A 16,803-nucleotide genomic window follows, 5' to 3' on the forward strand; every position below is an offset into this window, starting at 1 on the left:
GTGCTTTTGCCTTGGGAGAACGCCTTGCCGAGCGTATCCACATTGACCACCGCCGATCCGGCGTTGCTGGTGCAGTTATCCGACAGTCATCTGTTCGCCGACGCGGATGGCACGCTGCTGGGCATGAACACCCGCGAGAGCTTGCAAAAGGTCATCGAACAGGTGCTCAGGCAGCAACCTCGGATCGACCTGATGCTGGCCACGGGTGACCTTTCCCAGGACGGCACGCTGGAGTCGTACCAACAGTTTCGTGAGATGACGGCGCAGATCGATGCGCCGGCACGCTGGATTCCCGGCAATCACGACGAGCCGCAGATCATGGCTCAGGCCGCGGTGCAAAGTGCATTGCTGGAGTCAGTGGTCGATGTCGGCAACTGGCGCGTGACCTTGCTCGACTCGGCGGTGCCGGGTTCTGTGCCCGGTTATCTGCAGGACGATCAACTGCAACTGCTGGCCCGTTCGCTGAGCGAGGCGCCGGAACGCCATCATCTGGTGTGTTTCCACCATCATCCGGTGCCGGTGGGTTGTGCCTGGGCGGAGCCGATCGGCTTGCGCAACCCCGAGGCATTTTTCGAGGTGCTGGACCGTTTCCCGCAGGCCCGCGCGGTGTTGTGGGGGCATGTGCATCAGGAGATCGACCGCGAGCGCAACGGCGTGCGGCTGATGGCGTCGCCGTCGACCTGCATTCAGTTCGAGCCGAACAGTCAGGACTTCAAGGTCGGCGAACAGGCGCCGGGGTATCGCTGGTTGCGGCTGTTGCCGGATGGACGTCTGGAAACCGGCGTCGAGCGGGTCACCGACTTCGAGTTCACTGTCGATTACGGCTCCAGCGGCTACTGAAATTTACTGCACACCCCTGTAGGAGCTGCCGCAGGCTGCGATCTTTTGATCCTGCTTTAAAGTCAAAAGATCGCAGCCTGCGGCAGCTCCTACAGGCGGTAGCGGGGGCCGTGAGGGCAGCATTGCATCGGACGGTCATGTACATCATTTGTATGGCCCATACCGCCCTGACTCCCTGTAAACTCCGCTATCTTTCGCCGACACTCAGGGAGCTCAAATGTCCGGTTCGATTCTCTATATCCACGGTTTCAACAGCGCACCGGCCTCGAAAAAGGCCTGTCAGCTGGTCGAGGTGATGGAACGGCTGGGTTTGAGCGATCAATTGCGGGTCCCGGCGCTGCATCACCACCCGCGTGAAGCCATCGGTCAGTTGGAGCAGGCGATTGCCGAGCTGGGCCGGCCGTTGCTGGTGGGAAGCTCACTCGGCGGCTACTATGCGACTCACTTGGCCGAGCGCCATGGCTTGAAAGCCCTGCTGGTCAACCCGGCGGTCAGTCCGCACCGGATGTTCGACGGATACCTGGGCACGCAGAAAAACCTGTATACCGATGAGACCTGGGAACTGACCCACGACCATGTGACGGCCCTGGCCGAGCTGGAAGTGCCGGCACCCGTGGATGCGCAGCGTTATCAGGTGTGGTTGCAGACCGGCGATGAAACACTGGATTATCGCCTCGCCCAGCAGTATTACCGGGCCTGTGCCTTGCGCATTCAGGCCGGTGGCGACCATGGTTTCCAGGGTTTTGCCGGGCAATTGCCGGCGTTGCTGAGTTTTGCCGGCATTGGCGCCGATTTGTATCAGGCAATCGATTTCACCGCACTGTGATGTCTTGCCCCTTTTTCATGAATCACTGACGACGAGACCCTATGGCCACTCCCAGCGCTAGCTCTTATAACGCCGACGCCATCGAAGTCCTCTCGGGCCTCGACCCGGTGCGCAAACGCCCCGGCATGTACACCGACACCAGTCGGCCGAACCACCTCGCCCAGGAAGTCATCGACAACAGCGTCGACGAAGCCCTGGCTGGCCACGCCAAATCGGTGCAGGTGATCCTGCACGCCGATCACTCGCTGGAAGTCAGCGACGACGGTCGCGGCATGCCGGTCGACATTCACCCGGAAGAGGGTGTGTCGGGTGTCGAACTGATCCTCACCAAGCTGCATGCGGGCGGCAAGTTTTCCAACAAGAACTACCAGTTCTCCGGCGGTCTGCACGGGGTGGGTATTTCCGTGGTCAACGCCTTGTCGACCGAAGTCCGGGTACGGGTAAAACGTGACGGCAACGAATACCAGATGACCTTCGCCGATGGCTTCAAGGCCACCGAGCTGGAAATCGTCGGCACCGTCGGCAAGCGCAACACCGGCACCAGCGTGTACTTCGCGCCGGACCCGAAATACTTCGACTCACCAAAATTCTCCATCAGCCGCCTCAAGCACGTGCTCAAGGCCAAGGCTGTGCTGTGCCCGGGGCTGCTGGTCAGCTTCGAAGACAAAGGCACCGGCGAGAAAGTCGAGTGGCATTACGAAGACGGCCTGCGCTCCTACCTGGTGGACGCGGTCAGCGAATTCGAACGCCTGCCGGACGAACCATTCTGCGGCAGCCTGGCCGGTAATAAAGAGGCGGTCGACTGGGCGCTGCTGTGGCTGCCGGAAGGCGGCGACGCGGTGCAGGAAAGCTACGTCAACCTGATCCCGACGGCGCAGGGTGGTACCCACGTCAACGGTCTGCGTCAGGGCCTGCTCGATGCGATGCGCGAGTTCTGCGAATTCCGCAGCTTGCTGCCACGCGGCGTGAAGCTGGCGCCGGAAGACGTCTGGGAACGCATCGCTTTCGTGCTGTCGATGAAGATGCAGGAACCGCAATTCTCCGGCCAGACCAAAGAGCGTCTGTCGTCCCGTGAAGCGGCAGCGTTCGTCTCCGGTGTGGTCAAGGACGCCTTCAGCCTGTGGCTCAACGCCAACCCGGAAACCGGTCTGGCGCTGGCGGAACTGGCGATCAACAACGCCGGCCGTCGTCTGAAGGCGAGCAAAAAGGTCGAGCGCAAGCGCGTCACCCAAGGCCCGGCGCTGCCGGGCAAACTGGCTGACTGTGCCGGGCAGGACCCGATGCGTTCCGAGCTGTTTCTGGTCGAAGGTGATTCCGCCGGTGGTTCCGCCAAGCAAGCGCGCGACAAGGAATTCCAGGCGATCCTGCCGTTGCGCGGCAAGATCCTCAACACCTGGGAAGTCGACGGCAGCGAAGTGCTGGCGAGCCAGGAAGTGCACAACATCGCCGTGGCCATCGGTGTCGATCCGGGCGCCGCGGACATGAGCCAGCTGCGCTACGGCAAGATCTGCATCCTCGCCGACGCCGACTCCGACGGTTTGCACATCGCCACGCTGCTGTGTGCGCTGTTCGTCCAGCATTTCCGCCCGCTGGTGGATGCCGGTCACGTCTACGTCGCCATGCCGCCGCTGTACCGCATCGACCTCGGCAAAGAGATCTACTACGCCCTCGACGAAGCCGAGCGCGACGGGATTCTCGACCGTCTGGTGGCCGAAAAGAAACGCGGCAAGCCACAGGTCACGCGATTCAAAGGTCTGGGTGAAATGAACCCGCCGCAGCTGCGTGAAACCACCATGGACCCGAACACCCGGCGTCTGGTGCAACTGACGCTGGGCGACGACTTTGCCGAAACTTCGGAAATGATGGACATGCTGCTGGCGAAGAAACGCGCCGGTGACCGCAAGACGTGGCTCGAATCCAAGGGCAACCTGGCCGAGGTGCTGGCCTGATGCGGTTTGGCGTCGCCCTGGCGTGTGCGTTGCTGCTGGGCTCGATGACGGTGGCGGCCGAGCCGGTGCCCGAGTTGAAGCTGCTCTCCGAGCACCCGGTCGACGGCATGCGCGGCGGCAACCTCTCCGGGCTGGCGGTGTGCGGCAAGGATCTGTGGACGGTTTCCGACCGTGACGACGACCAGATCTACCGGCTCAATACCGCCGATCAGGTCTGGCAGGCCGAAACCGTGCACATCGACGTGCCGAAGGCGCCCGACAGCGGTTTGCCCTGGGGCCTGAGTTCGCGGACCTGGGCGGCGTCGTTCATTCGTGGTGGCGACCTGGACTTTGAAGGCATCACCTGCGACAGCGCCGGTAACCGCTACATCGTCAGCGAAGCCCATGCAGCGGTGCTGCAGGTGTCGCCCGAGGGGGCCGCGTCGTGGCTGAAAATCTCGCCGATGCTGGTGCGTGAAGCCCGGGCCAGTGGCATGTTGCTGCACTTCAATGCGTTGTTCGAAGGCTTGGCGATCAACTCGGCGGGCGATGAAATGTGGCTGGCCGCCGAGCGTGAACGCCGTGGCCTGCTGAAGATCAAGCGCCAGCAGACGGTCTGGGATTGCGACGGCGGCTGTGTGCTGCTCAGCGAAGCCGGGGTCGAGATGCAGCCGCCGCAGTTTCCCAAGGCCCGCGCCGTCACCCGTGACTTCGCCGACCTGTCGCTGTTCAACGGCAAACTGTTCACCCTTGAGCGCAATGCGTTCAGAGTCTGTCGTCGCGATGCGGTGACAGCCAAGGTCGAGCGCTGCTGGTCGTTCGCAGAAGAAGCCTTGCAGCCACAACGGCTTTACTCCCAGGCCTATGGTCTGGCGGAAGCGTTGGTAGTGGACGCCGACGGCGCCTGGATCGGACTGGACAACAACGATGGCGTGCGCGCCGATGGCGAGAAGCGCCCGATCGTCTGGCGCTTCGCCGCACCTGAAGGTGGCTGGAGCGCCAGGCCGTGAGTCAGCAACCGCCGGGCAAGCGCGCCGGTCGGGTTTTCATGATTCTGGCCTGGTGCGCAGCGCTGTTTCTGGCGACGCGGTTTTTCGGCCAGTGGGAAGCGCGCCAGCAGAATCCGAACGTGGTGGTCACGTCCGAGCAGCATGGCGGCGTGATCGAAGTGAAGCTGGCCGGCAACGCCCAAGGGCATTTTGTCGCCAGCGGCCAGATCAACGGTGAGCCGGTGGAGTTCATGCTCGACACCGGTGCCACCGATGTGGCGATCCCGGCGGATCTGGCCAAGCGGTTGAAACTGGAAGAAGGTTTCGGTGTGACCCTGAGCACGGCCAACGGCTTGAGCCAGGGCTACCGGACCAAAATCGACCGCCTGCAACTGGGCGACATCGTGCTGCGCGACGTCCGCGCGCTGGTGGCGCCGGGGCTGCATGGCGATCAGGTGCTGCTCGGCATGAGCGCCCTGAACAAACTTGAATTTACCCAGCGCGGTGGCACCATGCTGCTGCGCCAGACAACGAACCGATGAGGCCCGCATGAGCGACATCCTTGCAGACAGCTTAGACGGCGTAGAACGCCGATCGCTGGCTGACTTCACCGAAAATGCCTACCTCAACTACTCCATGTACGTGATCATGGACCGTGCTCTGCCGCATATCGGCGACGGCCTGAAACCGGTACAGCGGCGCATCATTTATGCGATGAGCGAGCTGGGGCTGGACGCCGATTCCAAACACAAGAAATCGGCGCGTACCGTCGGTGACGTGCTCGGCAAGTTCCACCCGCACGGCGACTCGGCGTGCTACGAAGCGATGGTGCTGATGGCCCAGCCATTCAGCTATCGCTACACGCTGGTCGACGGCCAGGGCAACTGGGGTGCGCCGGACGATCCGAAGTCCTTCGCCGCCATGCGTTACACCGAAGCACGCCTGTCGCGCTATTCCGAAGTGCTGCTCAGCGAACTGGGCCAGGGCACGGCTGATTGGGGGCCGAACTTCGACGGTACCCTGCAGGAACCGCTGGTGTTGCCCGCACGTTTGCCGAACATCCTGCTCAATGGCACCACCGGCATCGCCGTGGGCATGGCCACCGACGTGCCGCCGCACAACCTGCGTGAAGTCGCCACCGCCTGTGTGCGTCTGCTCGATGAGCCGAAAGCCACGGTCGAGCAGCTCTGCGAACATATTCAAGGCCCGGACTATCCGACCGAAGCGGAAATCATCACCCCGCGCGCCGACCTGCTGAAAATGTACGAAACCGGCAAGGGCTCGGTGCGCATGCGCGCCGTGTACCACGTCGAGGACGGCGACATCATCGTCACCGCGCTGCCGCACCAGGTCTCCGGGGCCAAGGTGCTGGAGCAGATCGCCGCGCTGATGCAGGCCAAACCGTCGAAAGCCCCGCAGATCGCTGACCTGCGTGACGAATCCGACCACGAAAACCCGTGCCGCATTGTGATCATTCCGGTCAACAGCCGCGTCGATCACGAAGCGCTGATGCAGCACCTGTTCGCCAGCACCGAGCTGGAGTCGACCTACCGGGTCAACGTCAACATCATCGGTCTGGACGGCAAGCCGCAACTGAAAAACCTGCGTGCGTTGCTGGTCGAGTGGCTGGAATTCCGCGTGTTGACCGTGCGTCGCCGCCTGCAATTCCGCCTCGACAAGGTCGAGCGTCGCCTGCACCTGTTGGACGGTTTGCTGATCGCCTACCTCAACCTGGATGAAGTGATCCACATCATCCGCACCGAGGAACACCCGAAAGCCAAGCTGATCGAGCGTTTCGCCCTCAGCGAGATCCAGGCCGACTACATCCTCGACACCCGTCTGCGTCAATTGGCGCGACTGGAAGAGATGAAGCTGCGCGACGAGCAGGACGAACTGCTCAAGGAACAAGCCAAGCTGCAAGCCCTGCTGGGCAGCGAAGCCAAGCTGAAGAAGCTGGTGCGCACCGAGTTGCTGAAAGATGCTGAAACCTACGGCGATGACCGTCGCTCGCCAATCGTCGAGCGTGCTGAAGCCAAGGCGCTGACCGAACACGATCTGCTGCCGAACGAGAAAGTCACCGTCGTCCTGTCCGAGAAAGGCTGGATCCGCTCGGCCAAGGGCCACGATATCGACGCCACCGGCCTGTCGTACAAGGCCGGCGACGGCTTCAAGACCTCGGCGGCGGGGCGCTCCAACCAGTTTGCGGTGTTTATCGACTCCACCGGCCGCAGCTACTCGGTGGCCGCGCACACCTTGCCGTCGGCCCGGGGCCAGGGCGAGCCGTTGACCGGTCGTCTGACGCCACCGCCTGGCGCCACGTTCGAATGCGTGCTGATGCCCGAAGACGATGCGCTGTATGTGATCGCCTCCGACGCCGGTTACGGTTTTGTGGTGAAAGGTGAAGATCTGCAAGCCAAGAACAAGGCCGGCAAGGCGCTGTTGAGCCTGCCGAACAACGCCAAAGTCATCGCGCCGCGGCCTGTGGCCGATCGTGAGCAGAACTGGCTGGCCTCGGTCACGACCGAAGGTCGCCTGCTGATCTTCAAGATCAGCGATCTGCCACAATTGGGTAAGGGCAAGGGCAACAAGATCATCGGAATCTCCGGTGAGCGCGTGGCCAGTCGCGAAGAATATGTCACGGACATCGCCGTGCTTCCGGAAGGCGCCACCTTGGTGCTGCAGGCCGGAAAACGGACCCTGTCGCTGAAGGCCGACGACCTCGAACACTACAAAGGTGAACGTGGCCGTCGTGGCAATAAGCTGCCTAGGGGCTTCCAGAGGGTGGATGCGCTGCTCGTCGAAAACCTCAATTAGGCGTCCTAGAGAGCTCGATCTACGATTTAACGCGTAGATCGACGCTTTGGCGCTGGAGTCGGAACGCATATTCACGGATGATATGGCCTTTCCAAGCGCCGGCGTGGCCGAGCGTTCTTCATATTTATTGAGTATTTTCACTGTGGTCAGCCTTGTGGCGGCCACCTGGACGGGATGATGACTTCTCTGCGCCCCCTTATTTTCCTGCTCGCCGGCGTTTTGGGCCTGGCGGGTTGCAGCGTTCACCAACCGGTGTCGCTGTATCAGCTGGACAGCGGAAGTCCGGCTCAGCCTGCGCAAAGCACAGGCATGGCGGTTTTGTTGGGCCCGGTAGTCATTGCTGATTACCTGCAACGTGAAACCCTGCTGCAACGTCAACCGGACGGCAGCCTGCAAGCCTCGACCGACGGTCGCTGGGCGGGCAGCCTTTCGTCGGATATCGATCAATTGCTGATGCGTCAGGTTGCCGGTCATCTCGACAGCCAGCGCGTGGTATTGGCGCCGGCCACCCTGGGGTTTACCCCGGATGTGCAGGTCTTGCTGACCATCACGCGTCTGGACTCGGGTGAGAAACAACCGGCGATCCTCGATGCGCAATGGCGCCTGATCGACCGCCGTGGTCAGGTGCGCGATAACCGCATCGTTCATCTGCAAGAGCTGCACGCCGGCACCACGGCTTCGCAGGTTCAGGCGCAAGGCATTCTGCTGCAGCGTCTGGCCGAGCAGTTGTCGGTGGCGCTCAAGCCGTTGGCCAACCAGCCTCCGGTGGCCGAAGCACCGCGTAAAGCGGCGCCAAAACCGGCAGCGCCGGCGGCGGGAGCCGAGAAGCAGCCAAAGATTCCGATGGCATCGCCGATTCGCACCGACATGGAAGTGTTCCGCTTCTAAGACCGAGTCGAGTCAAACCAGAGCCCGCCTTGTGCGGGCTTTGTTGTGTCTGGGGGTTGGAGATCTTTGCCGTCGGCGCGGGCCTCTTCGCGAGCAAGCTCGCTCCCACGGGTATTGCAGGTGTTCACAAGATCTGTGGCAGCCATCGTCCACTGTGGGAGCGAGCTTGCTCGCGAAAGAGCCGGTACAGGCAACAAAAAAGCCCGCAGACAATCGCTTGTCTGCGGGCTCATGTTTAGCCGCGAAAAGATCGCAGCCTCCGGCAGCTCCTACAGCTTACGCCCGGCGCTCATGCATCCGCGCCAGTTGCCGCTCGAGCATCGATGGATACGGCTCCATCAAGCGCTCCACACAGCAGGCGCCTTCAGGGCTGGCGATCGGGCGGATCCGGGCACGCTGGCGAATCAGCGAGTCGTCACCGATCTTGCGCTCGACCAGCAGCAGATTGCGGCTGTGCTGGGACAGGGCCAGGGCATCCTGGGCTGAATCGGTCAGCAGCAGGTCGATCTGGCTCAGACCGAACAGCTCATCGCCCAGGGTCAGGCCTAACTGCAATTGCAGGGTGATGCCGCTGTCGGCGACTTCGATCTGCAACTGATGACCCAGCGCCCGCAGCAACTCGCCGCAGCAGATGGCGTTGGTCAGGTAGTCGTCACCGCTGTCTTCGGTGTGGAACAGCATCAGCGTGCTACCGTCGTTCAGGGTTTCGATTTCGCCCTGATACAGCGAAGCGGCCTGGTCGAGGCAATCGCGATAGCGTTCCAGCAACTCTTCCAGTCGGGCACGCGGCAGGCGACGCAGTTGTTCTTGCGAGCCCAGTTGCACCGCCAGCACCGCGCTGTGCTGTGGCACGCTTGGCGTGGCCTGGCGCGCGACCGGCGCAGCGGCTTCGGTCAGCGATTCGTCGCGCAGGTCGGCAAACGGGTCCTCGTCGTCGTCATCGTCTTCAACGGTGCTGACCACATGGCGTGGCGCCGGTTTCTGCGCAGCCATCGGGCGGGTTTCGTCAAAGCTCGGGTCACGCAGATTGCGCACTTCGAACTCCGGCTCATCCTCTTCCTCGAACTCGGGTTCCGGCTCGGGCTCGGGTTTTGGCGCGGGCTCCGGAGCGAAGTTGGCGTGCAGCTGACGCGCCAGATCGCCGATCTCGTCCTGACGGTCGGTGCCGGGGGTGTATTCGTCGATGTTGCGCAGCCATACACGCAATTGCAGCAGCGGCGTGGACAAATAGCGGCCCATGCGCAGGCTCAAGGCCAGCGACAATGCCAACAGGATCGCACTGAGAATGCCCATGCTCTGCAGGCTGATGGTCATCGGCTGCTGGAACTGATCCATGTCCAGGCTGATGCGCAGTTGCCCGGCCGTCACGTCCTGGAAGGTGATCTTGCTCTCGTACATGCCCTCGGCTTCGCCCAACAGGCTGTGCTTGGGACGCTGACCGGATTCGGCGAGGATGCGGTTGTCCACGCTATAGATGGCCGCGTGGGCCACCAGTTTGTTCTTGGTCAGGTTGTTGAGCAGCACGTTGAGGCTGAGGATGTCGTTGGACACCAACAGCTCAGTGGCGGAAGTAGCGGTCTGCGTGGTCAGGCTTTCGCCCAGCGCATCGGCCTGCTCGTGCATGGCCTGCTTGAACTGCAAGCCCATTACCCCGGCATAGATCACCAGGGCCAGAGCGACCAGGATCACGTTATGGCTGGCAATGCGCAATGCAATCGGTACACGGCGGTGGCGCAGTGCACGGAAGATCAGCAGGAAGAAGTTATCGGTTTTAACTGGCGTGGGCCGGTTCACTGAGCTCGGCTCTTTTGTCCGTGAAGTTGACGCGCAGTATAGCGACAGGCCCTAGACCGGCAAAGCGCTCGCGGTGCCCGATGGTCACTGAAAGTGGGTAGAATGCGGTTTTTTTCCAGTTGCGGGGGTGCGCGTTGCGCGAAATCGTCCTGATTAACATCACGGGAGTCGACCGTCCGGGTCTGACTGCGGCCATTACCGGCGTTCTGGCCCAGGGTGGTGTGAACATCCTCGACATCGGTCAGGCGGTGATCCACGACACCCTGTCGTTCGGCATCCTGGTCGAGATTCCCGACTCCGAGCAAGGCAAAGCCGTGCTCAAGGACATCCTGTTCAAGGGCTACGAGCTCGACCAGCAGGTGCGCTTCACCCCGGTGTCCGAAGAGGATTACCAGCAATGGGTGGGCAATCAAGGCAAGAAACGCCACATCGTCACCCTGTTGACCCGCAAAGTGACCGCCGGCCAATTGCAGGCCGTCAGCTCGATCACCGCCAAATATGGCCTGAACATCGACCATATCGACCGTCTGTCGGGTCGCATGCCGCTGGACACGCCGGCGGACAAGGGCAAGGGCTGCATCGAGTTCTCCGTGCGGGGCGAAGCGGCTGATCCGCAGGCCCTGCGCGCCGAATTCCTCAGCGTCGCGCAGGAACTGAACGTCGACATCGCCTTCCAGGAAGACTCGCTGTTCCGCCGCAACCGGCGTCTGGCGGTGTTCGACATGGACTCGACGCTGATCGAAGCCGAAGTCATCGATGAACTGGCCAAGGCGGCCGGTGTGGGCGAGCAAGTTTCGGCCATTACCGAGCGGGCGATGGCCGGCGAACTGGATTTCCGTGCCAGCTTCAAGGAGCGTCTGGCGCTGCTCAAGGGCCTGGACGTCAGCGTACTGGACTCGATCGGCGCCTCGCTGCGCCTGACCGAAGGCGCGGAAACCCTGTTCGCTGAACTCAAGCGTCTGGGTTACAAGACCGCGATCCTGTCCGGCGGCTTCACTTACTTCGCCAAGCAGTTGCAGGCCAAGCTCGGCATCGACTACGTGTTCGCCAACGAACTGGAAGTGGTCGATGGCAAGTGCACCGGTGTGGCGATCGAGCCGATTGTCGATGCCCAGCGCAAGGCGGATCTGCTGAAAGAGCTGGCGCACAAGGAAGGCTTGCGTCTGGAGCAGACCATCGCCGTCGGCGACGGCGCGAATGATCTGCCGATGCTGGCGATTGCCGGTCTGGGTGTGGCCTTCCGCGCCAAGCCGCTGGTCAAGCAGTCGGCCAAGCAGGCGATCTCGACCCTGGGTCTGGATGGTGTGCTGTATCTGCTGGGCTTCCGCGATCGTGACGGGCAGTTGTAATTAAAGATCAAGAGATCGCAGCCTGCGGCAGCTCCTACACAGGAATATGCATTTCCCTGTAGGAGCTGCCGCAGGCTGCGATCTATTGTTTCAAAGCGACTTCCACAACGAATCGAAATCCTCTTCGCTCCCGCCATTCTGCGCGGCCTCCAGCGAGCGATAGGCAAACTGATTGAAACTGTGCGTGCTCGACACCCGTCGATCCAGACCGGCGCGGTGTTCTTCACCGTGGGTGTTGATCAGCACTTTATTGCCTTCCTGAAATGGCAGGCGCGGGGCGAGCAAGGTTGCGGGCAAGTCGATGGCGCTCACCTCGGGCAATAACAGGCCGCGCAAATAGTGGCTGTGCTCGTCCCGCGAGCGCACCAGTTGCAAGCCGCAGGGCTCGGCGTGCGGCGCCACCAGTTCAATGCCCATTTGCGGTCCGCTGCCGCGTACCTGACGAATCCAGCGGACCACCGCAATGCTCCAGCCCTGATTCGAGCTGTCCTGAATCCCGACCATCTCCCCGGCCTGCAACTCGGCGGGCACTTCGCTCGGCCATCCCAGGCAATAACCGCCGGGGCTGTGGTTGATCACCGGCAATGTATAGGTCGGGTAGTGCGGCGTGTGGTCGGCTGTGCTTTCGTCTTCGCCGATATGGTCGTACTGGATTTCTTCGTAGGGCAGAAACTCATCGGCCTTGCTTTGCGGGGCCGCGTCGAAGGCCTGGCTCCAACTGTCCTTTTCGCCCTTGACCACGGCGCTGCTGAAGTTCGCCGCGCGGGCGCCGGGATGCTTGAGCAGTTCGCTGAAGGTACGCTCACCGGCCAGATAGAAGTGCAGGGCGCTCATGCCCACGCATACGGTGAGGTTGCCTTGGCCGGCGGTGCGCTGAAAACTGCGCTCGGCGGCCTGGCCCCAACTGGCGTGCACATGTTGCAGGGTGTCGAGGCTCAGTCCTGTCGGAACGGGGAGTGGCGTCGACGTATCCTGATGCAGTAAATGCGCTTCGATGACATTGACCAGCGGCTGTGGATTGAAGCCGAGCAGTGCGCCCTGTTGTTCTTTACGAAACATGCTGCGGTAGCGCGGGCCGGTGTCCAGTTCGGCGCTGATGGCGAACAGGCCGTCGTCCGGACTGCCGGGATGCAGCTTGAGCACGGCGCTCCACGGCTCCAGCACCTCGGCCAGCCGGGCGATCTGGTTCTGCCGCAGTTGGTTGCAACGGGCGCTGCCCAGCAGCAGGGCGGCAATGTAGGTCTGCTCCAGGCTCAGTTCTGTGATCAGGCTCGCCAGATCGTCATGCACCCGGCGCTGTTGCAGCTGCAATTCGCAGGCGCAGCGATACAACTGATGCAGCTCGAACCACAGCTGTTCCGGTGCCGGGCTATACAGCTGCGAGGCCCGCAGCAGTTGCCCCTTGAGCGCATGCGCGGCCCGCTGCAGGGCCTGACTGAGCAGCGCCGCTCGATCCTTGTGGTACTTGGGCGCGATGCGCAGAATGATCTGCTTGTAGCCGATGGCCAGCTGACTTTGCAGGGCCTGACAGAGGTTGCTGATCTTGCGCGAACGGTCGTCGAGCATGATCGCCTGATGCAGGAAGTGTCGCTCCAGATGCTGGCAGACGAAATACACCTCGGGGCGCAGCAACTCCAGCAGTTGCAGGCGATTGTCGCTGGGGGTGAGCAGCTGATTGAGTTCGCCCAGGCCTTGGTACAACTGGCGGGCGGTTTCGCCGATGTTGGCCTTGGGCAGGCCGGCGATCCAGCGCTTGAGGTCGCGCGGGGTGGCTTCGCAGAACGACAGGCGCGACTGCGTTGGAGTCGGGGCGCTTAGCGGCGGTGAGGAGATGGTCTGGCTCATGCCAAAAACCATAGCAGCAAAAATCGGGGTCTGTCGCAACGGCGAACCTGTAGGAGCTGCCGCAGGCTGCGATCTTTTGATTTTGTTTTTACAAACCAAGCTCAAAAGATCGCAGCCTGCGGCAGCTCCTACAGGGATATCGACAATCAGGGGAGTCCGAGGCGGTCGATCGGGAATCAGGCTGTTGGCAGTGCCAGGCCCTGGCCCATCTGCACGGGTGAACCGGCGACCAGTTCTTCAGCCCATTTCACCTGATCCGGCCCGAACAGCACGATCGCGGTCGAACCCAGCTTGAAGCGCCCCAGTTCGGCGCCTTTTTCCAGATGAATCGGCGCACGGGCAGCTTCGTCGTAGCGGAAGGTTTTCAGTTCGCGCTTCGGTGGCGTGACCAGCCCGGCCCACACGGTTTCGATCGAGGCGACGATCATCGCGCCGACCAGCACCACGGCCATCGGCCCGCGCTCGGTGTCGAAGATGCAGGCCACACGCTCGTTGCGGGCGAACAGCTCCGGGACGTTTTCCGCGGTGGTCTGGTTGACCGAGAAGATCCGGCCCGGGATGTAGACCATCTCGCGCAGGGTGCCGGCCAGCGGCATGTGCACACGGTGGTAATCCTTCGGCGACAGGTAAATGGTGGCGAAGTCGCCGCCCATGAACGGCGCGGCATTTGCCGCGTCACCGCCGAGCAACTCCAGCACGCTGAAACTGTGGCCCTTGGCCTGGAACACCCGCCCGTGTTCGATCGGGCCGAGCTGGCTGACCGCACCATCCGCCGGGCTGAGGATCGCGCCCGGGGTTTCGTCCAGTGGACGCGCGCCGTCTTTCAGGGCGCGGGTGAAGAAAGCGTTGAAGTGCTCGTAGGCAGTCAGGTCTTCGACCAGCGCTTGCGACATGTCCACCTGATAGCGCTTGGCGAACCATTGGGTGAAGGCATTCTTGAACCAGCGCACGCGGCACTCGGCAACGCAGCCGGCCAGACGCGACAGCAGGTGATGAGGCAGCAGGTACTGGCTGAGGATAAACAGACGCTCTTTCATTAGTTGTCCTTAGAACCTTGAATCTCGACAGGCGTGTCAGGGTGGTTGCCCCATTCGCCCCAGGAACCGGCGTAGCCCTTGACCCGCGGATAACCGAGGGACTTGGCCACCAGATAAGTGAAGCCCGACCGGTGATGGGTCTGGCAGTGGGTAATGATTTCTTTGTCTTTGGTGATCCCGAGGTCTTCGAGGATCTGCGGCATGTCGGTGCGGATACGCAGCTGACGCGCCTTGTCCATGCCGGCGGTCCACTCGAAGTTGACCGCGCCCGGAATGTGTCCGCCTTTGGCGGCGAGCACCTTCTCGCCGGAGTATTCCAGCGGCCCACGGGCATCCCAGATCGCCAGATCGGCGGCGCCGAGACGGCTTTGCAGGTATTCGCGCGTGGCGGTCGGTTCTTCGTGCAGGGTCAGCGCCACCGGGCCGCCCACCGCCGGCGGAACCTGGATCGACATCGGCATGCCCGCTGCCAGCCACGCTGGCAGACCGCCGTCGACGTAGTGGTATTTGTCGTGACCGATCACGTCGAGCAGCCAGATGAAACGCCCGGCCCAGCCGCCGCCCTCGTCATCGTAGACCACGTAGATCGCGTCCTGACGATGCCCCAGCTCACCGAACAGGGCTTCCAGATCGGCCTTGGCCGGCAACAATCCCGGCGCCGGCGGCTGGCCGAGCTGGGTGCGCTTCGGATCGACAAAACGTGCGCCGGGAAGGTGACCTTCGGCATAACGGGCAGGGCTGGTCAGATCCACCAGAATCAGTTCAGGGGAATCGAGGCGCGGGAGCAGGTCGCTCGGCTCGATGACGAGCGGCAAGCCAGAGAAGTCAGACATGTGAGGTCTCCAGAGCACAAAGGGGGGGATTGTAGCGCAGCCTCATCGGCCACGGCTGCTAAAGCTGTGCAGGGCTTTTTCAATGCACTGTGCGGTTTTGCCGAAAGCCTGCACGGTGATGTCGGCAAATGGCCCGCCGCCCTGGTCGGCCACGACGATCATGATCACCCGGCCGTTATTGACCAGCGAACGCAGGAACAGATGATCGCCGCGAAACAGCGAACGCAGGCCCGGCGGCAATAACGCGGAGAATTGTGCGTTGTTCTCGGGGTTGATCCGCACCTGTGCCTGCTGTGCGAGCAACCGTTGCAGGACTTTGCTCTGACTGACGACAAAGTTCAGCGCGGCGGCTTCTTTCGGCAGGCCAAAAGTCTGGTGCACGCGCAGATTGGACTGCGTGCGATCGGCCATCAGAATCATCACCCGACGCATGCCGCTGGCGACCAGGGCATCGCGGGCGGCAACGGTCAGGCTCATGGCGTTGGTGAATCGGCTCGGCTCGGCCAGCAGTTCAGCGCACTGACGGCGCCATTGAGTCAGATCCTCGGCACTCGGCGCGGCCGCCGGGAGCATTCCGGCGGGCAGGCGATGAGTGCCCCACGGCCACAATAATGAAACGGCCGGGTGCCACAGATCGGGCATGGCATGCTGGCGCGCACTGTTGGCGGCCTGCTGGTGCAACTGCTGCTGCACCTCGTCCATCGAAATCTGCAGATAAAGGCTGGTCAGGTACTGCCAGCGCTCGCTGTGCGGACTGTCCCAGGCCTGTTGCGCCGACAGCGCCAGACCGTTGGCCAGCAGCACGGTATTGGCCGGCTGATTGAGCCAGCGGCGCAAGGTCGGATCGTCGTCAAGGCGATTCTGCTGGCGCAGCGGATGTTCGCTGTCGCGGGCGATGCGCAGCACTTTCACCAGTTCGCGCTGTTCGCTGAGCAGCAACTTATAGCCTTGCTGCACCCAGATCGGCAGGTGCCAGATTTGCACCAGCGCCTGGGCGATCTTCAGCAGACGTACGCCAAACAATTGCTTCTCGACCACCGGGGCCGATTCGCCCTTGTGGATAACCCGCAATTCCCACTCTTCGAGCAGCTCGGGATACGTCAGCGCCAGCGGCCATAACGGCGAGAGAAACAACAGGCTGCCCCAATGAATGTCCTGCCACAGTCGCGCCAGGCGACTGGCGAAAAAACCGTTGGCCTGTTGCGTGGCGTGCTGGCTGATCATTTGCAGTTGGCGCAGGGCCTTGGGGATCTGCATCTGCGGCTCGACGGGCAAACGGGCGAGCAATTCTTCGGTGCGCGCCAGGCCCAGACGGTTGATCGCCACCTCGAGATTTTCCGCCGGTGCGGCCATGGTGCCATGGGTGTGACGATTGGCCTCACGGATGACGCTCAAGGCCAGTGCCGGGCTGTCCTGCATCAGGTCGGCGATGTCGCGCAGCGAGCTGCGGTTGTCACGAATCGCGCGGCACACTTTGTCGTGAGCCTCTTGCGGCACGGGCAGGCGCACGCCATCGAGCAACTTTACCCAGCCCTCGAGGGTGGTCGGTTTTGCATGTGGGACGTTCGTTTCATTAGCCATGTCTGGACGAGATCTTCACTGACTGTAGACGCGCCCGGCATGGGCTAAATTGGCTTTTCGCCTGAACTGGCTATAGTCT

The 16,803-nt window shown here is 62.4% G+C and carries 13 protein-coding genes; 8 read left to right on the forward strand and 5 right to left on the reverse strand.

The annotated features are described in order from the left end of the window. Window positions 1–24 precede the first annotated feature (24 nt). From cpdA to KKQ10_RS12830, 7 genes are all read left to right on the forward strand, one after another. Complete coding sequence (gene cpdA, locus KKQ10_RS12800) at window positions 25–840, forward strand: 3',5'-cyclic-AMP phosphodiesterase (protein ID WP_215501305.1); 816 nt, start codon at window positions 25–27, stop codon at window positions 838–840. 217 nt (window positions 841–1,057) lie between these two features. Beyond that, entirely contained in the window at window positions 1,058–1,666 is a 609-nt protein-coding gene (locus tag KKQ10_RS12805) for a YqiA/YcfP family alpha/beta fold hydrolase (protein WP_215501306.1), read from the forward strand. Between the two features lie 41 nt (window positions 1,667–1,707). After that, the gene (gene parE, locus KKQ10_RS12810; protein WP_003221068.1) at window positions 1,708–3,615 is read left to right on the forward strand and encodes a DNA topoisomerase IV subunit B; all 1,908 of its coding nucleotides are present in this window, start codon (window positions 1,708–1,710) and stop codon (window positions 3,613–3,615) included. Continuing rightward, window positions 3,615–4,604, forward strand: coding sequence for an esterase-like activity of phytase family protein (locus KKQ10_RS12815; protein WP_215501307.1), 990 nt, complete (start codon window positions 3,615–3,617; stop codon window positions 4,602–4,604). The genes parE and KKQ10_RS12815 overlap by 1 nt, the downstream gene beginning before the upstream one ends. Further along, window positions 4,601–5,125, forward strand: coding sequence for a retropepsin-like aspartic protease family protein (locus tag KKQ10_RS12820; RefSeq protein WP_215501308.1), 525 nt, complete (start codon window positions 4,601–4,603; stop codon window positions 5,123–5,125). The genes KKQ10_RS12815 and KKQ10_RS12820 overlap by 4 nt, the downstream gene beginning before the upstream one ends. A 7-nt stretch (window positions 5,126–5,132) precedes the next feature. Then, entirely contained in the window at window positions 5,133–7,397 is a 2,265-nt protein-coding gene (gene parC, locus KKQ10_RS12825; protein WP_215501309.1) for a DNA topoisomerase IV subunit A, read from the forward strand. Window positions 7,398–7,574: 177 nt separating this feature from the next. Continuing rightward, window positions 7,575–8,285, forward strand: coding sequence for a PqiC family protein (locus KKQ10_RS12830; RefSeq protein ID WP_127648995.1), 711 nt, complete (start codon window positions 7,575–7,577; stop codon window positions 8,283–8,285). A 276-nt stretch (window positions 8,286–8,561) separates the two neighbouring features. Here the strand turns inward: KKQ10_RS12830 and KKQ10_RS12835 are convergent, their stop codons facing one another. Then, window positions 8,562–10,079 (reverse strand): AhpA/YtjB family protein, encoded by a 1,518-nt coding sequence (locus KKQ10_RS12835; protein WP_127648996.1) that lies wholly within the window; start codon window positions 10,077–10,079, stop codon window positions 8,562–8,564. Between the two features lie 134 nt (window positions 10,080–10,213). Between KKQ10_RS12835 and serB the strand changes: the two genes are divergently transcribed. After that, window positions 10,214–11,428, forward strand: a complete 1,215-nt coding sequence (gene serB / locus KKQ10_RS12840) for a phosphoserine phosphatase SerB (RefSeq protein WP_007967407.1) — start codon at window positions 10,214–10,216, stop codon at window positions 11,426–11,428. A 90-nt stretch (window positions 11,429–11,518) separates the two neighbouring features. On the opposite strand, the gene KKQ10_RS12845 is transcribed toward serB, so the two are convergent. The 4 genes from KKQ10_RS12845 to KKQ10_RS12860 all read right to left on the reverse strand — a co-directional run bounded on the left by KKQ10_RS12845 (window position 11,519) and on the right by KKQ10_RS12860 (window position 16,724). Next, window positions 11,519–13,273, reverse strand: coding sequence for a cyclic-di-GMP receptor FimW-related protein (locus KKQ10_RS12845; protein ID WP_215501310.1), 1,755 nt, complete (start codon window positions 13,271–13,273; stop codon window positions 11,519–11,521). 176 nt (window positions 13,274–13,449) lie between these two features. Next, window positions 13,450–14,310: an archaetidylserine decarboxylase gene (asd, locus tag KKQ10_RS12850; protein WP_127648999.1), complete on the reverse strand. Its 861-nt coding sequence runs from the start codon at window positions 14,308–14,310 to the stop codon at window positions 13,450–13,452. Then, entirely contained in the window at window positions 14,310–15,143 is an 834-nt protein-coding gene (gene rhdA / locus KKQ10_RS12855; protein ID WP_215501311.1) for a thiosulfate sulfurtransferase, read from the reverse strand. The genes asd and rhdA overlap by 1 nt, the downstream gene beginning before the upstream one ends. A gap of 42 nt (window positions 15,144–15,185) precedes the next feature. Then, window positions 15,186–16,724: an HDOD domain-containing protein gene (locus KKQ10_RS12860; protein WP_215501312.1), complete on the reverse strand. Its 1,539-nt coding sequence runs from the start codon at window positions 16,722–16,724 to the stop codon at window positions 15,186–15,188. Between the last annotated feature and the right edge of the window lie 79 nt (window positions 16,725–16,803).

The sequence above is a fragment of the Pseudomonas sp. MG-9 genome (genome assembly GCF_018729515.1).
Lineage (GTDB): Bacteria > Pseudomonadota > Gammaproteobacteria > Pseudomonadales > Pseudomonadaceae > Aquipseudomonas > Aquipseudomonas serboccidentalis.

Bases quoted from the DNA above. Each gene is read 5' to 3' on its own strand.
- KKQ10_RS12805 (WP_215501306.1), top strand. From the start codon at position 1,058: ATGTCCGGTTCGATTCTCTATATCCACGGTTTCAACAGCGCACCGGCC.
- parE (WP_003221068.1), top strand. From the start codon at position 1,708: ATGGCCACTCCCAGCGCTAGCTCTTATAACGCCGACGCCATCGAAGTC.
- KKQ10_RS12815 (WP_215501307.1), top strand. From the start codon at position 3,615: ATGCGGTTTGGCGTCGCCCTGGCGTGTGCGTTGCTGCTGGGCTCGATG.
- parC (WP_215501309.1), top strand. From the start codon at position 5,133: ATGAGCGACATCCTTGCAGACAGCTTAGACGGCGTAGAACGCCGATCG.
- KKQ10_RS12830 (WP_127648995.1), top strand. From the start codon at position 7,575: ATGACTTCTCTGCGCCCCCTTATTTTCCTGCTCGCCGGCGTTTTGGGC.
- KKQ10_RS12845 (WP_215501310.1), bottom strand. From the start codon at position 13,273: ATGAGCCAGACCATCTCCTCACCGCCGCTAAGCGCCCCGACTCCAACG.
- asd (WP_127648999.1), bottom strand. From the start codon at position 14,310: ATGAAAGAGCGTCTGTTTATCCTCAGCCAGTACCTGCTGCCTCATCAC.
- rhdA (WP_215501311.1), bottom strand. From the start codon at position 15,143: ATGTCTGACTTCTCTGGCTTGCCGCTCGTCATCGAGCCGAGCGACCTG.
- KKQ10_RS12860 (WP_215501312.1), bottom strand. From the start codon at position 16,724: ATGGCTAATGAAACGAACGTCCCACATGCAAAACCGACCACCCTCGAG.